This window comes from Chryseobacterium carnipullorum, from assembly GCF_900142785.1.
GTDB classification, from domain to species: domain Bacteria; phylum Bacteroidota; class Bacteroidia; order Flavobacteriales; family Weeksellaceae; genus Chryseobacterium; species Chryseobacterium carnipullorum.
This window is the reverse complement of the sequence record NZ_FRCD01000012.1, coordinates 114,457-133,698: the sequence shown is the minus strand read 5'-3', so window position 1 is coordinate 133,698 and position 19,242 is coordinate 114,457. Positions and strand designations below refer to the sequence as shown.

Sequence of the window (19,242 nt, the reverse complement as noted above, 5' to 3'; positions counted from 1 at the left end):
GTGGGTGGCTTATGTTGTGAAATATTGGAACCACCCCGTCAAATCTTTGATTTGCCACCCCTCCGGAGGAGGGGAATTCTTTGTCATTCCATTGTTATTTTTGTTGGGATTTTGATTTTCAGGAATTTTTATCCTGGGTTTGAGGCTGAGTGAGATTAAAATTTTTATGGGTATAAATTTTTAATTAGGGCTGATTCCGCTGGTTTTTAGAATTTAAAATTCTCACGCAAGCTGGACCTGGAAATCTTCTCCAATGGTTAGAACGCCTTCTGTCAAGCTTTCAGAATGGGTGCTGAAACCTTTCAGTTTTGATGTTTTTCCTTTTAAAACGAGATCTAAAAGCTGTTTATCCGAAAGTTTCTTTCCGAAAATATCAAAGGTGATTTTAAAACCACAGTTTTTGAAATCGGAACATCCCACCGCTGCTTTTCCTTTGATCAAATGGTGTTCTTTACATTTTGGACATTGGGTTTCTTCCCAGGATTGAAGTTCTTTTTTGACGGCAGGTTCGCGTTTTTTCTTTTCTTTGACTTCTTCTTTTTCTTCGTATAATGTGATTACTTTTCCTTTTCCATACACGACTTTTTCGGTCAGTTCCGTGACCATCTGAATCAATTCTTCTTTAAACTGGTTGGCTTCATATTCACCGTTTTCAATTTTACGAAGTTTAGATTCCCATTCTCCGGTTAATTCGGGGCTTTTCAGCAGTTCGTCTTCAATGGTATCGATCAGCTGCATTCCGGTTGGAGTAGCAATGAGGTTTTTTCTTTTCTTTTCTATATATTTTCTTTTGAAAAGGGTTTCAATGATGTTGGCACGGGTAGACGGTCTTCCAATTCCGTTATTTTTCAAAAGTTCACGCAGTTCTTCATCATCCACCTGTTTTCCGGCTGTTTCCATTGCTCTCAGCAACGTTGCTTCGGTGTAGGGTTTCGGTGGTGTGGTTTTTCCCTGATGGATCATCGGATCGTGGGGTCCGGTTTCTCCAACGATAAATTCCGGAATGGTCTGTTCTTCTTCCTTCTCTTTTTCTTTATCTGCAGATTCTTCTTTGGGCTCTTTGGCATAAACAGCTCTCCATCCCGGTTCCAGAACCTGTCTTCCACTTGTTTTGAAGGGAATCGTTCCTACTTTTCCTTCCACCAAAGTATTTGAAATCTTACATTCGGGATAAAACACTGAAATAAAACGTTTGGCAATAAGGTCATAAATCAACTTCTCTTCTCTGCTCAGATTTTGGGAAGGCGGAACTTCAGTTGGGATAATCGCATGGTGATCGGTCACTTTCGTATCATCAAAAACTGCTTTTGACTTGGGAATAGGTGCCTCCAGCAATGGGGAAATCAGATCCTGATAAAAATGCATTTTCCGAAGGATGCCTTCTATTTTCGGATACAGGCTTTCGGATAGATAAGTGGTATCCACACGTGGATAGGTCACGTGCTTTTTTTCGTACAGACTTTGGATATAATTTAACGTGTTTTCTGCGGAGTAGCCATATTTTTTATTGGCTTCTACCTGAAGTCCTGTCAAATCAAAAAGTCTGAGATTTTTTTCTTTTCCTTCTTTAATTTCAAAAGAGACAATTTCAAAAGGATTTAATTTAAGGTATTCAAGTCCTTTTTCAGCACGGTCTAAAGTTTTCAGACGATCAATGGCTGCATTGAAAATAACGTCGCGGTATTTGGTTTTAAGTTCCCAATATTCTTCGGTATTGAACGCATCAATTTCTTTCTGACGCTGAACCAACATGGCCAACGTAGGCGTCTGCACTCTTCCAATAGAAAGGACGGCTTTGTTTCCGCCAAACTTTTTAGTAAATAATCTTGTAGCATTGATTCCCAACAGCCAGTCGCCAATCGCTCTTGCATTTCCCGCCAGATACAGATTTTTGTAATCTTCCGCAGGTTTTAAATTCGCAAATCCTTCTTTGATCGCTTCTTCGGTAAGGGACGAGATCCATAACCGCTGAACAGGTTTGGTACATTTTGCTTTCTGCAAAACCCAACGCTGAATGAGTTCTCCCTCCTGCCCGGCATCACCACAGTTGATGACCTCATCACATTCTTCCACCAATCTTTCAATTACTTTAAACTGGTTTTCAACACCTTTATTGGGAATTAATTTGATCCCAAAACTGCTTGGAATAATGGGCAATAAAAACAAATTCCAGGATTTGTACTGAGGACCATAGTCGTGAGGTTCCTTTAAAGTACAAAGATGTCCGAAGGTCCATGTCACGCAGTATCCGTTGCCCTCCATATAGCCTTGTTTAGGCATGGTAGCACCTAATACTTTGGCGATATCTCTGGCAACACTTGGCTTTTCGGCAATACAAAGTTTCATGAATTTCGGAATTATTGAAGGGGGACAAAAGTCGGGATTTTTTTTGGATTTTGCTAATTTAGTTCGGAGTGGATTCTTTTAAATACTATGGTGCTGTGTTCAGATTACATCGTCATGGGAACATCCATTAATAGAATCTCCGTGTTTTCTGCGGTTGCTTTAATATTTAGCTCTGAAATATCCCAAACTCCGAAACCGTCTCTTTCTTCCAATGATTGACCTTCGATCTCTGCTGTTCCTTTTAATAGGAAAACATAGACCCCATTTCCTTTTTTTCTGATCTGATAATTGCTTTCCATCCCTTGATCAAAACGTCCTAAGTGAAACCAGGCATCCTGATGAATCCATACACCGTCATCATCTGCATTGGGAGAGAGAATCTGCTGAAATGTATTGTGGCTTTTTGTTTTGTCTAAAGTAATCTGATCATATCTCGGACTTACATTTCTCTTATTAGGATATACCCAGATCTGAAGGAATTTGACCGGCTGATCGGTGTTCTTGTTAAATTCGCTGTGCATAATGCCCGTTCCAGCACTCATTACCTGTATATCTCCACTTTTGATCACCGTGGTATTCCCCATATTGTCTTTGTGCTCAAGATCTCCTTCCAGTGGAATACTGATGATCTCCATATTGTCATGAGGATGGGTTCCAAAGCCTCTGCCCGCCTCTACTTTGTCATCATTTAAAACCCTGAGCACTCCAAAATGCATTCTTTCAGGATTATGATAATTCGCAAAACTGAAGGTATGGTTACTTACCAACCATCCATGATCTGCTTTTCCTCTGGAATCTGCTTTATGAATGATGGAGTTATCTTTAATTTTTGACTCCGGATTTGGTAAATGATTGTATCCGATAGGCTCCAGAGGCTCAATCTCGTCGATTTCATTTTTCATCGTATTTCCCAGAGAAGCAGAGGCTACAAACATGCCTGTTCCCAATAAACCTTTCTTTAAAAAATCTTTTCTGTCCATATCTTTAGTTATTTTTTTGATTTTGATTATAAAAATTTACAGTGATGTAAAATCCTGTGTATTTAACTGGTTTGTTTTCAGTGAGACTTATACATTGACTGATACTATTTTCAAACATTGACTCAGTTTATGGCTGCAAATCAGGGAAAAGGCTGTAAACTTCGTTCTTTAAAAGTCCGCTTCCGCCACCGTAATGATCGATCACTTTAACCTCTTGATCTAATTCTTCACAAAAGACTTTTATATCTTTTTCAAACTGATCTTCCAACCCTGAACTTAAGAGTACAATATCCACCTGATTGTCTTTAATGTAATCATAGCATACCGATTCATTGCTTTGGATCTGAGCTTTCCAGCCTTCATTGTTTTCGATGATTCTTTTTAAAGTTTCAAGAATTTCCTGATTTTTTCCAATGACTAAAAATTGTAGTGTTTTCATTTTTATCTTGTTTTTAAAAGGGAAGAATGTGAAATTTTAAAATTATAAATGCTTATTTCCTGTAATTTTTAATTCATTTAAATCCAGTTGCGATTCTGCTTTTCGGATCTCATCGTCGCTGAAAAGCTTTTCTCTTTTCAATCTGAACAGTTCTTTTCGTTGTAAAGCAAATATATCCAGCATAATCTGATGGTATTCCTGAAGATCATTCTGCCTGTTGGAGCATGTTTCAAGAGAACTCAAATGACTCTGATGCAGTTGGATGTCATTTTGAAGACTATCCTTTAAATTTTCAACCAAACTATTGCCTGTTAAATTTTTTTCATATTTTTCATTCAATCGGTCAACTGCCAGTTGATCCAGACGTATCTGAATTCCTGCCTGCTGCTCGTGAGAGGGTAAAATAGGATCAATTTCTCCAATTTTGGTTAATTTAATAATCAAAGGAAGCGTCAGTCCCTGGAAAACAAGGGTCACAAAAATGACGACAAACGTAATGAAGATGATTAAATTTCTTAGTGGAAATTCTGCCTGATCGTTCATCATCACCGGAATTGACAGTGCTGTGGCCAGCGAAACTACCCCACGCATTCCTGCCCAACCAATGATCAAGGGATTTTTCCAGCCCGGACTGGGATCCTGACGTACTTTTTTGCTCAGCCATCTCGGAATATGAGCTACGGGATAAATCCATAGGAGACGAACGAGAATGACAATCAAACTGATGATCAATCCATATTTTATGCCTTCCATCAAGGATGTTTCACCCAAACCATCGATGATATCGGGAAGCTCCAATCCGATCAATACAAAGACTAGCGCATTCATCACAAAAATGAGGGTATTCCAGACGCCTGTCATATTGATTCTGGTGGTTCCCGTTTTAAAAATCTCATGCGAACGGAAAGACATAAACAACCCGCCACTTACGACGGCCATCACTCCTGAAAAATGAAAGTGTTCCGCCCCCAGAAATAAAATATAGGGAGTCATGACGGTAAGTGCGGCATCTATCGCCGGAGTTGTGGGTAAAAACCGGTGGATCGCGTAGAAAATATGAGCCCCAACAATTCCTACTACGATTCCCATTCCAGCGACAAGAAAAAACTGCCCTGTTGCTTCCTGCATGGAAAATACACCCGTCATCACCGCTGCTAAAGCAAACCTGAAAACAATCAGCGACGAGGCATCATTGATCAGACTTTCGCCTTCAAGCATCGCAATGGTTCTTTTCGGAACCTTTAATCCTTTTAAAACAGTGGTGGCCGCGACAGCATCCGGTGGTGAAACAATTCCTCCCAGTAAAAATCCTAAAGCCAGCGTAAACCCCGGAATTAAAGACTGAGCAGCAAAAGCAACCACTATAGACGTTAAAAACACCAAACCAAAAGCCATCAGCGAAATCGTTCTTTTCCATTTCCAGAAATCATTCCAGGAAGTGTACCATGCCGCTTCATATAAAAGTGGGGGTAAAAAAATCAGGAAAATAATTTCGGGATCCAATTTTAAAACAGGAACTCCGGGAATAAAGCTGATTCCCAATCCCGCCAATACTAAAAATATCGGATAGGCGATTTTAATGCGCTGTGCCAGCATCACCAGCAGCATGACGACGAGCAAGAGTGCGAGGATTAGCAGGAGATGTTCGTGCATTTTTTGTTTAGAAATTAGAGGTTAGTGACGGTTGGCGTCTGAGATTTTTATTTTTTGGAGAGAGGCTTCTTATCATAGGATTTATTTACTGGCAAACCATGATGGAGTACAAATAAAATCAACCATTTTAAAATTGATTAATTTTCTTTCAGCCAAACATCGTTGTATTCATCGGGATGACGTTTGAACTGTAAGTGAACGTACGGACATAGCGGTACAATTTTAAGATCATTTTCCCTTGCATAGGAAACCAGTCTTTCCAGTAATATTTTTGCAAAACCTTTTCCTTCATGTTCAGGATCAACTTCTGTATGATAAACCGTTAATTTTTTCCCGATTACTGAAATGTCCATTTTCCCAGCTTTATGGTCTTCTGAGAAAAGTTGAATTTCTCCTTTCACATTTCCTAAAACGATTTCTGTTCTTTCCATTTTTTTAAGCTTTTAATTAATAATTCAAAATTATGATCTTTATTAAAGCTGAGTAATGATGTATGATAACTTCGGTATCAGCACTACGCTTTTATGATAGATTATTTTAATTGGTTGAGGAGTCTTTCGAATAAACTCATCTGCTATAACGATACTATTCAAACTGCAGAATTTACTTTTTTCGATGCATCTTATCGCGAAATCCATACAACTGAACTTATTTCGACTTTGATTAAAAAAAATAATTATCTGATAACCATATAATTAAATACTTCAAGAATGAAAAATTCCAAAAAGTCTATTATTTTAGTGGACTAATAAAAATATATGTTCTATATTTGCAACCGTATTCAGGAAAAGAAAACAAAATGAAACAAGGATTTAAACTTCAATCACTTAAGAAACAAAACATCAAAACTATGATGATGTGCAACTGTATGCCTATGCATCAGAAATCCCGTGGCTGACCTTACTTTTATATCACATATTTCTAAAGGCCTTACCACGTTGTAGGGCCTTTTTATTTTAATACACATCCTATAAAAACATACATCATGAGCAGTTCTAAAAACAGCTGGCTGGTGCCGGTGGCATTTATCAACATTTACGTGATTTGGGGAATTACATTCTTAGCCATTTCATTTGGTCTGAAGGGATTTCCCCCGTTTATTCTTTCCGGATTCCGCTTTTTAGCGGCAGGATTGATGATGATCGGTTGGTTGCTGGCTAAGGGTGAGAAAGCCAATTCTCTCATTAGCTGGAAAAAAAATGCCATCACGGGAATACTTATTCTTACCGGTGGAACAGGGCTTGTCGCCTGGGGGGAGCAGTATGTATCCGCCTCTGAAGCAGCGATTGCTATTGCCACTGGGCCGTTCTGGTTTATTGCGATTGATAAGAAAAACTGGAAGTATTATTTCTCAGACAAATTTATTCCGATAGGACTGATTATAGGTTTTGCAGGACTGATTTTATTCCTGAACGGAAGTGTTTCCAGCGCCCATCATACAGCCGTGGACGGCAACCTCCGGATCACAGCATTCATTGTTCTGGCCTTAAGCTCAGTGGCCTGGGTTCTGGGATCTCTGTATTCAAAGAAAAACCCGGCGTCGCAGTCTACGTTCATGAATATTGCACAGCAACTTATCATCGCTGGGGTTGCTTCCTTTATTATAGCTTCTTTCAGACAAGAATGGCACGGTTTTTCATTCTCCAATGTTCCGGCATCGGCATGGGCGGGTGTACTGTTCCTGGTATTCTTCGGATCTATTGTAGCTTATTTATCTTATATATGGTTGCTTTCTGTAAAGCCGGCAGCTTTGGTAAGTACCCATACTTATATTAACCCTATTGTTACGGTACTGGCTGGCTGGATCGTAGCCGGACAAACGATTAACGGAAGCCAGCTGTACGGATTGTCCGTTATATTATTGGGGGTACTGCTTACCAATGTGACCAAATATTTCAGACTTTCAAAACGCTCGAAAGTGAAAATAAGAAGACTGAAGAGACTGGTTAATAAAAGTGTACGACCGTATCAGCCCATTTAAAAATTAAAACTATACATTAAAAAATGATAGAAATAAAGAACATTTCAAAGACTTTTCATCAGAAAAAGCAGTCTTTCAAAGCACTGGATAAGGTAAGCCTCAGTGTTGAGAAAGGAGATATTGTTGGGATCATAGGATTTTCCGGAGCAGGAAAAAGCACTCTGATCCGTACCGTCAATCTTCTGGAAAGACCAGATGAGGGCCAGATTATCATCAACGGAAGAGATTTCACCCAATTGAGCTCAAAACAGCTTGCAGGTGAACGTAAAAAAATCGGAATGATCTTCCAGCATTTTAACCTGCTTTCGTCAAGAACTGTTTTTGACAATGTAGCGCTTTCACTGGAATTGGACCATGTGAGTAAAGAGGAGATCAACAGAAAAGTCAATGAACTGCTGAAGATTGTAGGATTGGAAGAAAAAGCTAAGGACTATCCCAAAAGCCTTTCCGGAGGCCAAAAACAGAGAGTCGCCATTGCAAGGGCCTTAGCGAATGACCCTTATCTCCTTCTCTGTGACGAAGCCACTAGCGCTCTGGATCCGGCAACCACACAGTCTATCCTGCAGCTTTTGAGGGATATTAATCAAAGGCTTGGCATTACCATTCTTCTGATCACCCACGAAATGGAAGTCATCAAGGCAGTCTGCAATCATGTAGCTGTGATCGACAAAGGCAAATTATTAGCAAAAGGAACATTAAGCGAGATTATTTCGGACAAAGAAAATCCGGTAATCCGTCAATTTATAAATTCAGACATCATGACGATTCCTCAGGAACTCAATAAAAGACTGCAGCAAGAACCACAGGATGGTTTATTTCCGCTGGTTGAAATAGAACTCAATGAACATATCAGTGTTGAAAAACTGCTTTCAACGCTTTACGATCAATATAAAATACCGTACCGACTTCTGAAAGCCGATGTAGAATATCTTGGCGATTCCAATTTCGGAAAACTACTGCTTCAGCTTCAGGGGGAAACCGAAGAAAATCAGAAAGCCATCTATTATTTTAATCAGAATAAAATTCAAAATACAGTAAAAGGATATGCTTAGTGATTCGGTAATTGCTCTTTTGGGAAAGGGACTTTGGGAAACAATTTATATGACATTTGTTTCGGGATTTTTTGGATTTGTTTTGGGACTTCCGGTGGGGATCCTCCTGTTTTTAACAAGGAAAGGACAACTGTTGGAAAATGCAGCTTACTACAGAATAACCTCTATTCTGGTTAATATTTTCCGGTCTATTCCATTTATTATTTTAATTGTCTGGATGATCCCTTTTACAAGAGTCATCATAGGAACTTCAATAGGAATGAACGCAGCATTGGTTCCTCTAAGTGTAGGAGCTGCTCCGTTTATCGCAAGACTGGTTGAAAACAGTCTTCTTGAGGTTCCGCATGGTTTGATAGAAACAGCAAGAGCACTGGGTGCATCTCCTTTACAGATCATCCAGAAAGTATTGCTTCCTGAAGCACTTCCTTCCCTGATCAACAATGCAGCGATTACCCTGATCACTCTGGTAGGTTATTCTGCAATGGGTGGCGCACTGGGAGCTGGCGGACTGGGACAGATCGGGTATCAATACGGCTACATTGGTTATGACGCGGTGATCATGAATGTTGTTCTGATCCTGTTGGTCGCATTGGTGTTTATCATTCAGTTTGCGGGAGACAGATTGGCGAAAAAATTTGATCACAGGTAAATCAAAAACCTGGAAAGTTAATATATAAACCTAATAAAAAAGGTGGCTTCTACTCCCTCAGCCACCTTTTAATCATAAAAAATTTTAATGAAAAAGATAAAAACAATAGCCTTGTTAACGGCCGGACTTCTCGTATTCAATGCATGTTCCAAAAAGAAAGATGACCCTAATCATATCGTGGTGGGAATAACGTATGGTCCGGAACTGGAAATTGCCGAAGCTGCTAAAAAAGTAGCCAGGGAAAAATACAATCTTGATGTGGAGCTGATTCCTTTCAATGATTATGTGGTCCCGAATGAGGCTCTGAACAACGGAGATATTGAAGCCAATGCTTTCCAGCATGTTCCGTATCTGAACGAACAGTCGAAGCAGAGAGGCTACAAGCTGGCTGTGGTAGGAAATACCTTTGTTTATCCTATCGTAGCCTATTCAAAGAAGATCAGAACAATCAGCCAACTTCAGAACGGAAGTACAGTGGTGATTCCCAATGATCCTACCAACGAAGGACGTTCTCTCCTTCTCCTTCAAAAAAACGGACTTTTAAAATTAAAAGAAGGAACCGGACTTCTTCCGAAAGTCACAGACATTGTTGAGAATCCAAAACAGTTAAAGATCCTTGAAATTGAAGCTCCGCAGCTTCCAAGAGTTCTGGATGATCAAGAAGTGGTTATCGCCATCATCAATAATAATTTTGCAGCTCAGGCAGGATTAGATGCCAGTAAACAAGGTGTTTTCAGCGAAGATAAGGATTCACCCTATGTGAATGTAGTGGTTTCAAGACATGACAATGAAAATTCCGATAAAGTCAAAAATTTTGTAAAAGCTTATCAGTCCGACGAAGTCGCCAGGAAAGCTGAGGAGATTTTTAAAGGCGGAGCGGTGAAAGGATGGTAGTGCGGTGAGGAGGTGGATTTTGAAATAATGAGTAAAGATAAAAGACATGAGATATCAGATGTCAGATATTTGATATTAGATGATAAATTTTAGACAATAGATATAGACCGTGATTTTCAAAGATTCTTACCTGTTAAAAAACTCAAACTCTTTATCTCATCATCATGAAAACCCGAATTTTGCATCCGCATCATAAACCCCGAAACCTGAAACCAAAAAAAACCGATCCCGCAATACTTATTCGATAAAATTCATTTTCTCAATTTGAGATAATAAAAATTTTACTTACTTTTGTTGTTAATCAATAAAAAGGCATTTTATGTTCAAGAAAACCGCCATCGTAAGTTTATTCACTTTTATTGCTGCTTCATATATGGCTCAGACTCATACTCAACCCGTTTATTTAGATGAATCGAAACCTGTAGAGCAACGTATTCAGGATGCTCTTTCCCGAATGACTGTGGAAGAAAAAGTGGCTATGCTGCATGCACAGTCCAAGTTCAGTTCTCCTGGCGTTCCCAGACTGGGAATTCCTGAATTCTGGACTACAGACGGACCTCACGGGGTACGTCCGGAAGTGATGTGGGACGAATGGGACCAGGCCGGATGGACGAATGACTCAATCATTGCCTACCCTGCCCTTACGGCACTTTCTGCCACATGGAACAAGAAAATGTCCTGGAATTACGGGAAAGCTCTGGGCGAAGAAGCCCGATACAGAAAAAAAGACATTCTTCTCGGACCTGGTGTTAATATCTACAGAACACCTCTGAACGGAAGAAACTTTGAATATATGGGGGAAGACCCTTACTTAACTTCAAAAATGGTGGTTCCTTATATTCAGGGAGTACAATCCAATGGTGTGGCAACTTCTGTGAAGCATTTTGCTTTAAACAATCAGGAAATGTTCCGTCATACGAGCAATGTCAATATTGATGACAGAACGCTTTATGAGATCTATCTTCCACCTTTCAAAGCAGCGGTAACTGAAGGAGATTCATGGACGATCATGGGCGCTTATGATATGTACAAAAACCAATATGCCAGCCAGAATCAATACCTTTTAAATGACATTCTGAAAAAAGAATGGGGCTACAAGGGAGTTGTCGTTTCCGACTGGGGAGCGGTCAACAATACAGAACAGGCGATCCACAACGGATTGGATCTTGAATTCGGGAGCTGGACGAACGGACTTTCTGCCGGGACGAAAAATGCTTACGACAATTATTATCTGGCAAAACCTTATTTAGACCTCATCAAAGCAGGAAAAGTGGGTACACAGGAACTTGACGATAAAGTAACCCGACTCCTTCGTTTAGCGTACAAAACAACGATGAACAGAAACAAACCTTTCGGGAATATTGCTTCTGAAGAACATAAAGCTGTGGCAAAAGAGATCGGGGAAGAAGGAATTGTATTGCTGAAAAATCAAGGCAATGTACTTCCTATTGACATCAATAAAGCTAAAAAAATTGCAGTGATTGGTGAAAATGCCATCAAAATCATGACCGTGGGTGGTGGATCTTCTTCTTTAAAGGTAAAATATGAAACGCTTCCATTGGACGGAATCAAATCCAGATTTGGAAAACAAGCCGATGTACAATATGCAAGAGGTTATGTAGGAGATATTGGAGGAGAATATAACGGGGTAAAATCCGGACAGAACTTAAAAGATGACCGTTCTCCAGCCGAATTATTGAATGAAGCTGTGGAATTGGCAAAAAAATCAGACTACGTTATTTTCGTAGGTGGACTGAATAAAGCTGATTTCCAGGATAGTGAAGGTAACGACAGAAAAAGCTACGGACTTCCTTACAACCAAGACAATGTGATTTCTGCGTTAGCGAAAGCCAATAAAAACTTAGCGGTAGTCTTAGTTTCCGGAAACGCGGTAGCGATGCCGTGGATCAAAGATGTTCCTTCTGTTCTGCAGTCGTGGTATTTGGGTTCTGAGGCTGGAAATTCTATCGCTTCTGTTTTGGCAGGTGATGCCAACCCTTCAGGAAAACTTCCGTTTACTTTCCCTGTGAAGCTGGAAGATAATTCAGCCCATCAGTTGGGAGAATATCCGGGACAAAAAGACGAACTGGCAGCCGGAAAAGGAAAAGATCAGAAAAACCCAATCAATATTACGTATAATGAAGGTGTTTTCGTAGGCTACCGTTGGCACGACACGAAAAAGATCAAATCTTTATTCAGTTTCGGACATGGACTGAGCTATACCACATTTGAGTTTGGAAAGGCTTCTGCTGATAAAACAATGATGTCTCAGGATGATAAGATCACATTCACCGTGACTGTAAAAAATACAGGAAAAAAAGCAGGTGCTGAAGTAGCACAGTTATACATCAGTGATACCAAAGCTTCTGTACCACGCCCTGCCAAAGAACTGAAAGGTTTTGAAAAGGTATATTTAAATCCTGGTGAGCAGAAAGAAGTGACGTTCACGATTGATAAAACAGCATTGAGCTATTTTGATGCAGATAAGCATGAATGGACGGCTGAGCCTGGAGATTTTGAGGCGCAGATTGGGAATTCTTCTGATGCGATTAAGACGAAAGTGAAGTTTACGTTGAAGTAGTAATTATTTATCTATTTAAATATCAAAGCAGGTTCTACGGGATCTGCTTTTTTTTGTATTATGTAATTTGTTCTTTTGCCTTGAAGCAAAATGAACCAAAAATTCAAGACTAGACCCTTCCGCTAAAAATGAAATCTGTTCTCTAAAAACTCTAAAACTCGTGCGGTAACACTCTATGTTAAGAATCAGGATTTGTCCCGAACTCAGACAAAAGAGTTTTCTTTACGTTCACAGAATTCATTTTCTTTACGCTCCAGTTTCTTAGGTCAAGGATTGGTCGGTAGTACAGGTTGAAGGAGCTCCTTATAAAATTCACTTTTTCTAGTTTCTTTTTTGTACTCAATTCCTTCGTCAATATTCTAGATACAGACCACCTTAACCTATGAACTGATACTCAGTCAATCGCTGTTTTCCATATTTCTCTAAAATCTTCTGTTCTGTGGCCCATTTTAAATCCCTGCTGGCCGTGGGTGCGGAAATGTTTTTGAAATGTTGCAGATAATCTTTTCTGCTGAATCTTTCGATCTTCATCTTTTCTTTAAAAATCAGGATCCTTTCTTTCGTATTCAGGTTTGTATTCTGAGACTGCAAAACCTGTTGAAGCGCTTCTAAAATAATTCCCATCATAAATTCAACAAAGGGAGTAGAATTTCCTTTTTTATCGGATTCTGAAAGCTTGCTGTAATATTCCTTCTGATTCTTTTTAATAAGACTTTCTACCGGAAGATATTCAAATACCGGGTATTGTTGCATCAGAATCAACGTCTGCCACAATCTTCCCATTCTTCCATTACCATCTAAAAAGGGATGGATAAACTCAAATTCATAGTGAAATACACAACTTTTTATTAAGACAAGTTCGGGATCAATTTTCAGATATTGGAAAAGATCATTCATCAGCCCTTTTACCATTGTTCCGGACGGAGCAATGTGCTCTACTTTAGAACCTTTGACTATTCCTACATTTGAAGTCCTTAATTTTCCAGCTTTATCTATCAGATCTTTCATTAAAATAGCATGGGCCTTCTCCAGGTCTTTAAGACTGTTTGGATTAAATTGTTTTAAGCGTTCATATACTTCAATAGCATTGTGTACTTCCTGAATATCTTTTAATGGGGCAATGATGCGCTTATTTTCCAGTAATGCCGTGATCTGTTCTTCAGTGAGCGTATTTCCTTCAATTTCCAATGAAGACTGAATGGTTTTGATACGGTTCTTCTTGCGTAGCTCTGTTGCTGGTTTATAAAGATGATGGGCATTAATTTCTCCAATCTTTTCAGATATAGAAGCAACTAATGATAAGATTTTATCGGTAATGGTATAGGGTGGCTTCAAAACTTGATAGTATCATTTGATAGTATCAAAGATAGGAAATCATTTTTTAATTTATGTCATAATATGACATAAATTAAAAATGCCCGGATCTCACCCGGGCATCACATAGCCAATTGACAAGGATTAAAAAATAAATAGGCTAGTTGACACTTTCAAAATAATGAATCATCCCTCCTTCCGGAAGATGATATTTCTGTGTATTGATTTCTGAATCACTGTTTCCACTGTTTTCTAAAAAAGAATGGCTGAAAAGAGCATAAGACGGCTGTTGGGCAAATTCATTCTTCAGCATCTGATGAGCCTCCACAACCGTTTTGCCATAGAGCTTTTTAAAACTTCCTATCGTATACTGTGAAAACTTTCCATAGTGTACAATGAACTTCAGTGACATATCTATGGACATACTCAACTCCTTGCTCAATTCTTTAATCTTCAGGTTAAAAGCATTCCGCATTTTCCAGAGCATCGTTGAAATCTTCTGATAGGAAGGTTTGTCATCATATCTGTAAAATAAAATGGCATCGCCCTCGATCTCTGAAATTTCAAAATACTGATCATTCATATCGATCAGTGTAGATAGTAGTTGTCTTACAATATATTCTCCTGTATAAAGTTTTGTATTGAACACAAATTCAGTAAACCCGCTGAAATCAGGAATAAGAATAATACCCTCATGTATATTTGTATTCTTCATAATGATTATAGTTTAAAAACCTGCTGCATCCTCATAGACGAAGCAGGTTTCATTTTACTTTACTGCCAACCGCCGCCAACTGCTCTGTACAGAGAAGTGATGGCATTTAAGCGTTGGGCTTTCAGGGAAGCCAGATCCAGTTCTGCCTGAAGCTTATTGCTTTGCGCGATGATCACCTCCAGATAAGTCGCGGAATTGTATTTAAATAAAATATCAGCTTTCTTCACGGCTTCACCGGATTTCGTAGCCAGTCCTTCTGCAATTTTCTGCTGTTCCTCAAGCTTCTGGATTTGCACCAGCGCATCCGAAACTTCTCCTACCGCTTTTAGTACAGACTGCTTAAAATTAATTTCAGCCTGATCTGCCAGCACTTTAGACTGTTCATATTGCGTTTTCAGCTGCTTTCCATTCAGGATAGGCTGCGCAATCATTCCTGCCGCCATTCCGAAAAGGGAACCGGGAACACTGAACCAGTGACTGGCCTGGAAAGCATTCAATCCGCCCTGAGCAGTGATATTCAAAGAAGGATACATGCTCATTTTGGCTACATGAATAGCCGCTGCACTTTTTCTGACTTCGAGTTCTGCGGTTTTAATATCCGGTCTGTAGCTTAACAGTTCTGATGGAATTCCTGCTGCAATCCTGTCCGGAGACTGTACATTGTTCAGACTCGCACTTCTTTCAATCTTATCAGGCATTGAGCCTGTCAAAAGACTTAATGCATTTTCCTGAATCGCAATAGAACTTTCAATGGCAGGAACCGTTTTTAAGATCTGATCTTTTACAATTTCCTGTTGCTGTACGGCAAGAGCGGTGGTTAAGCCCAATTCCTGCTGCTTGGTTAAGAACTTCAAGGTGGTATCAGAATATTCAAGATTGGATTTTGTGATCTGCAGTTGAGTATCCAGCATCAGCAAATTATAATACCCTTGTACTACTGAAGCTACTAACTGTGTTTTCACCGCCTTTGCCGCCTCCTGGGTTTTAAGATATTCTGTCAGAGCCTGCTCTTTTCTTCCTTTGATCTTTCCCCAGATGTCAGCTTCCCATGAAATATTCACAGATGTGGTATAATCTTCTGTATATTTTCTTCCCATGAACTGTCCGGCCATTATTCCGTTCATACTGTTGTCTGATGGTCTGCTGATACTTGCGTTTCCAACGGTTGCACTGATGGTGGGAACATTCCCCCACTTGCTCTGGTTATAAGCAAGGGAGGCATATTCTATCTGTTTTAAAGCAACAAGAAAATCATTATTCTGTGCAATGGCTTTATCAATAAGACTGACCAGAACCGGATCTTTAAAGAAATCCCGGTAACTTGTCTTTGCTATATTTTCCTGAGTTTCCACAACGATGCTGTCACTTCTGAACGCTTCAGGCATTTTCACTTCAGGCTGTTCATATTTCTGAACTTTGCATGAAACGGCAACTCCTGAGATCAATGCGATATATGCTATATTTTTAATTGAATTCATTTTAATAATCATTTGGATTAATATTCCCAGTCGGCTTCCGTTATTACTTTTCCGCTCATTCTTTCATGTAAGGCCTGGAAGACTACAAAAAGCACCGGAACCACGAAGATTCCTAACACAGTTCCGAAGATCATCCCGGAAACAGCGGCATACCCGATAGAATGGTTTCCTAAAGCTGATGGCCCTATGACAAATAGTAATGGAAGAAGTCCCGCAATAAATGCTAAAGAAGTCATCAGAATCGGACGCAGACGGGCTTTGGCTCCTTCTACTGCAGAAGCAATAAGGCTTTTTCCTGCTCTTCTACGCTGTATGGCAAATTCGACAATCAGAATTCCGTTCTTCGCCAAGAGACCAATCAGCATGACCAAAGCAATCTGCACATAAATATTATTGGAAAGATCCGCCATGGTAATTCCTACAAATACTCCTGATAAACCTACAGGAATCGCAATCAGTACCGCAAACGGAAGCACATAACTTTCATACTGGGCTGATAAAAGGAAAAATACAAACACAATACACAATCCGAAGATCATCACCGACTGTGAGCCTGCACTTACTTCTTCACGGCTCATTCCTTTGTAATCGTATGTATATCCCGGAGGAAGCACCTGCTTGCTTACCTCATCAATAGCAGCCATCGCCTGCCCTGTACTGAATCCCGGAGCCGGCATCACCGTTAAGTTAGAAGAGTTGAACAGATTAAAACGGTCTACCACTTCTGCTCCTGTCACCTGCTTCAGACTTACTAATGTATTGATAGGAACCATTTCGCCTGAATTATTTTTCACGAAAATACCGTTCAGTGATTCTTTATCTTCTCTCGTTTCCGGAGTAGACTGAACCAATACTCTGTAATATTTCCCGAATCTGTTGAAATCCGAAGACTGAATACTTCCGTAATAGCCCTGCATTACGCCCAATACATCGGAAACATTCACGCCAAGCTGGGCTGCTTTTACTTCATCTACCAAAACTTCAAACTGCGGATAGGTTACGTCAAACGTTGTAAATGCCACTGCCACTTCGGGTCTCTGCATCAAAGCTCCCATCATTCCGTACGAGATATTTCCAAGATTCTGAAGTTCGCCGTTCGTACGGTCCTGAAGCACAAGCTCCATCCCGCTGGTATTTCCGAAACCGTCTACTGTAGGCGTATTGATCACAAGGAAATTCGCTCTTTTATCCTGGGAAAGTGTTCCCTGAACCTGACCGATAATGTCATTGATATTCCTTACATTTCCTCTTTGCTCTGTCTTTTTAAGTTTAACGAAAATAGAAGCCGCTGAAGATGACATCGATCCACTGAATAAGTTCAGCCCGTCCACTGAAATCACTTTTTCCACTGCCGGATTTTTCATTAACAGATCTTCTGTATCAGAAACCACTTTGGTGGTTCTGTCTTTGGAAGCTCCAGGTGCAAGATTGGCCGTTACGATGATAAAACTCTGGTCTTCATCAGGAATAAATCCTTTCGGTGTCGTCATAGACATCCATACAAACAGTCCTCCGAATGCAACAATAATGATCCCTGCCACCCATTTTCTCTTTAATAAGAACAGAATGGCTTTTCCATAACGGAAGGTCAGTTTATTAAAACTAGCATTAAAACCGGCAAAGAAACGGTCTTTGAAGTTCATTTTCTCATGCGTTTCCGGATGATGCTGTTTTAAAAATATAGCACATAAGGCCGGACTCAAAGTCAATGCATTAACAGCTGAAATCACAATAGCAATCGCTAATGTCAAGGCAAACTGCTGATAGAACAACCCCGTAGAACCACTCATAAAGGCTACCGGAACGAATACCGCAGACATGATCAAAGTAATGGAAACAATAGCTCCCGTGATCTCACTCATCGCCGACATGGTCGCAGCCCTTGGATTAAGCTTTTTATGTTCCATCTTAGCATGGACCGCTTCCACGACGACAATGGCGTCATCTACCACAATACCAATGGCCAGTACCAGGGCAAATAACGTCAGGATATTAATAGAAAACCCAAATAAATTCATAAAGAAAAATGTTCCCACAATTGACACCGGAACCGCAATAGCCGGGATCAGTGTTGAACGGAAATCCTGCAGGAAGATATATACCACGATGAATACCAGGATAAATGCCTCGATCAAAGTATGAATCACCTGATCAATAGACTGATCCAGTGCTTCTTTTGTCGCATAGGGAATTTCATAGGCCATTCCTTCCGGGAAGGATTTTTCAAGCTCCTTCATTCTTTCCTGAAGGGCAATCTGTACTTCATTGGCATTAGATCCAGCCATCTGGAAAATCGCCATCGTTACCGAAGCTTTTTTGTTAAAATTGGAAGAAACCGTATAACTGTACGCTCCAAATTCAACTTTGGCAACGTCTTTTAATTTCAAAACAGAACCATCGCTCAGGGCTTTGATGGTGATATTTTCATACTGTTCAGGTTCTGTGAATTTTCCTTTATACCGAAGCACGTATTCCATTGCTTCTTTACTTCTCTCCCCGAATCTTCCGGGTGCTGCTTCAAGGTTCTGTGTCTGGATTGCCCTTGAAATATCAGACGGGGTAAGTTTGTATGAGGTCAGTTTATTGGGATCAAGCCAAACTCTCATGGAGTAATCTTTGTTTCCGTACACCATGGCGTCTCCTACTCCTTTTACCCTTTTCAGGTCAGGAACGATGTTGATTTTAGCATAGTTTTCAAGGAAAAGATCATCCATTTTACCATCCTTGCTGGTTAATGAAACCATTGCGATCATACTGTTCTGTCTCTTCACCGTTGTAATTCCGGCCTGAATTACTTCTGCCGGAAGCTGGTTCGTTACCTGCGCTACCCTGTTCTGCACGTTAATCGCAGCCTGATCGGGATCTGTACCCAGTTTAAAGATAACTGTGATACTTAACGTACCGTCGTTACTGGCTGTGGAGGTAATATAGTCCATATTTTCCACGCCGTTGATGGCATTTTCCAAAGGCGGTGCCACGGATCTCGCGATTGTTTCCGCGTTGGCTCCCGGATAGGCAGCAGTGACCATCACCGTAGGCGGAGCGATATCAGGAAATTTGGTAATCGGCAGGCTGACCATACCGACGATACCCAGAATAACAAGCAATACGGAGATCACCGTTGCCAGTACGGGCCTTTTTATAATTGTCTTTAACATGA

14 protein-coding genes are annotated in these 19,242 nt (G+C 40.1%); 5 read left to right on the top strand and 9 right to left on the bottom strand.

Features of this window, described 5'->3' with window-relative positions; translation table 11 throughout:
• Window positions 1–222 precede the first annotated feature (222 nt).
• The 5 genes from BUC06_RS14510 to BUC06_RS14490 all read right to left on the bottom strand — a co-directional run bounded on the left by BUC06_RS14510 (window position 223) and on the right by BUC06_RS14490 (window position 5,849).
• Entirely contained in the window at window positions 223–2,346 is a 2,124-nt protein-coding gene (locus BUC06_RS14510; RefSeq protein ID WP_073334733.1) for a type IA DNA topoisomerase, read from the bottom strand.
• 104 nt (window positions 2,347–2,450) lie between these two features.
• Complete coding sequence (locus BUC06_RS14505) at window positions 2,451–3,326, bottom strand: pirin family protein (protein ID WP_073334732.1); 876 nt, start codon at window positions 3,324–3,326, stop codon at window positions 2,451–2,453.
• Between the two features lie 127 nt (window positions 3,327–3,453).
• Window positions 3,454–3,765, bottom strand: a complete 312-nt coding sequence (locus BUC06_RS14500; RefSeq protein WP_073334731.1) for a hypothetical protein — start codon at window positions 3,763–3,765, stop codon at window positions 3,454–3,456.
• Between the two features lie 42 nt (window positions 3,766–3,807).
• Window positions 3,808–5,418 (bottom strand): Na+/H+ antiporter, encoded by a 1,611-nt coding sequence (locus BUC06_RS14495; RefSeq protein WP_073334730.1) that lies wholly within the window; start codon window positions 5,416–5,418, stop codon window positions 3,808–3,810.
• Window positions 5,419–5,555: 137 nt separating this feature from the next.
• A complete protein-coding gene (locus BUC06_RS14490; RefSeq protein WP_073334729.1) occupies window positions 5,556–5,849 on the bottom strand; it encodes a GNAT family N-acetyltransferase in 294 nt (97 codons plus the stop codon).
• A 554-nt stretch (window positions 5,850–6,403) separates the two neighbouring features.
• On the opposite strand from BUC06_RS14490, the gene BUC06_RS14485 reads away from it, so the two are divergent.
• From BUC06_RS14485 to BUC06_RS14465, 5 genes are all read left to right on the top strand, one after another.
• Window positions 6,404–7,399 (top strand): EamA family transporter, encoded by a 996-nt coding sequence (locus BUC06_RS14485; RefSeq protein WP_073334728.1) that lies wholly within the window; start codon window positions 6,404–6,406, stop codon window positions 7,397–7,399.
• A gap of 23 nt (window positions 7,400–7,422) precedes the next feature.
• On the top strand, window positions 7,423–8,451 hold the full coding sequence (locus tag BUC06_RS14480) for a methionine ABC transporter ATP-binding protein (RefSeq protein WP_073334727.1): 1,029 nt from the start codon (window positions 7,423–7,425) through the stop codon (window positions 8,449–8,451).
• Window positions 8,444–9,100, top strand: a complete 657-nt coding sequence (gene metI / locus BUC06_RS14475; protein ID WP_073334726.1) for a methionine ABC transporter permease MetI — start codon at window positions 8,444–8,446, stop codon at window positions 9,098–9,100. Before BUC06_RS14480 ends, metI begins: the two co-directional genes overlap by 8 nt.
• 87 nt (window positions 9,101–9,187) lie before the next feature.
• Window positions 9,188–9,994, top strand: a complete 807-nt coding sequence (gene metQ / locus BUC06_RS14470) for a methionine ABC transporter substrate-binding lipoprotein MetQ (RefSeq protein ID WP_073334725.1) — start codon at window positions 9,188–9,190, stop codon at window positions 9,992–9,994.
• Window positions 9,995–10,313: 319 nt separating this feature from the next.
• Entirely contained in the window at window positions 10,314–12,575 is a 2,262-nt protein-coding gene (locus BUC06_RS14465) for a glycoside hydrolase family 3 C-terminal domain-containing protein (protein WP_073334724.1), read from the top strand.
• Window positions 12,576–12,950: 375 nt separating this feature from the next.
• Here the strand turns inward: BUC06_RS14465 and BUC06_RS14460 are convergent, their stop codons facing one another.
• The 4 genes from BUC06_RS14460 to BUC06_RS14445 all read right to left on the bottom strand — a co-directional run bounded on the left by BUC06_RS14460 (window position 12,951) and on the right by BUC06_RS14445 (window position 19,240).
• Window positions 12,951–13,910 (bottom strand): Fic family protein, encoded by a 960-nt coding sequence (locus BUC06_RS14460; RefSeq protein ID WP_073334723.1) that lies wholly within the window; start codon window positions 13,908–13,910, stop codon window positions 12,951–12,953.
• Window positions 13,911–14,049: 139 nt separating this feature from the next.
• Complete coding sequence (locus tag BUC06_RS14455) at window positions 14,050–14,604, bottom strand: DUF2652 domain-containing protein (protein ID WP_073334722.1); 555 nt, start codon at window positions 14,602–14,604, stop codon at window positions 14,050–14,052.
• A 59-nt stretch (window positions 14,605–14,663) separates the two neighbouring features.
• Window positions 14,664–16,082: an efflux transporter outer membrane subunit gene (locus tag BUC06_RS14450; protein ID WP_073334721.1), complete on the bottom strand. Its 1,419-nt coding sequence runs from the start codon at window positions 16,080–16,082 to the stop codon at window positions 14,664–14,666.
• 17 nt (window positions 16,083–16,099) lie between these two features.
• Window positions 16,100–19,240, bottom strand: a complete 3,141-nt coding sequence (locus BUC06_RS14445; RefSeq protein WP_073334720.1) for an efflux RND transporter permease subunit — start codon at window positions 19,238–19,240, stop codon at window positions 16,100–16,102.
• Window positions 19,241–19,242: the final 2 nt, after the last annotated feature.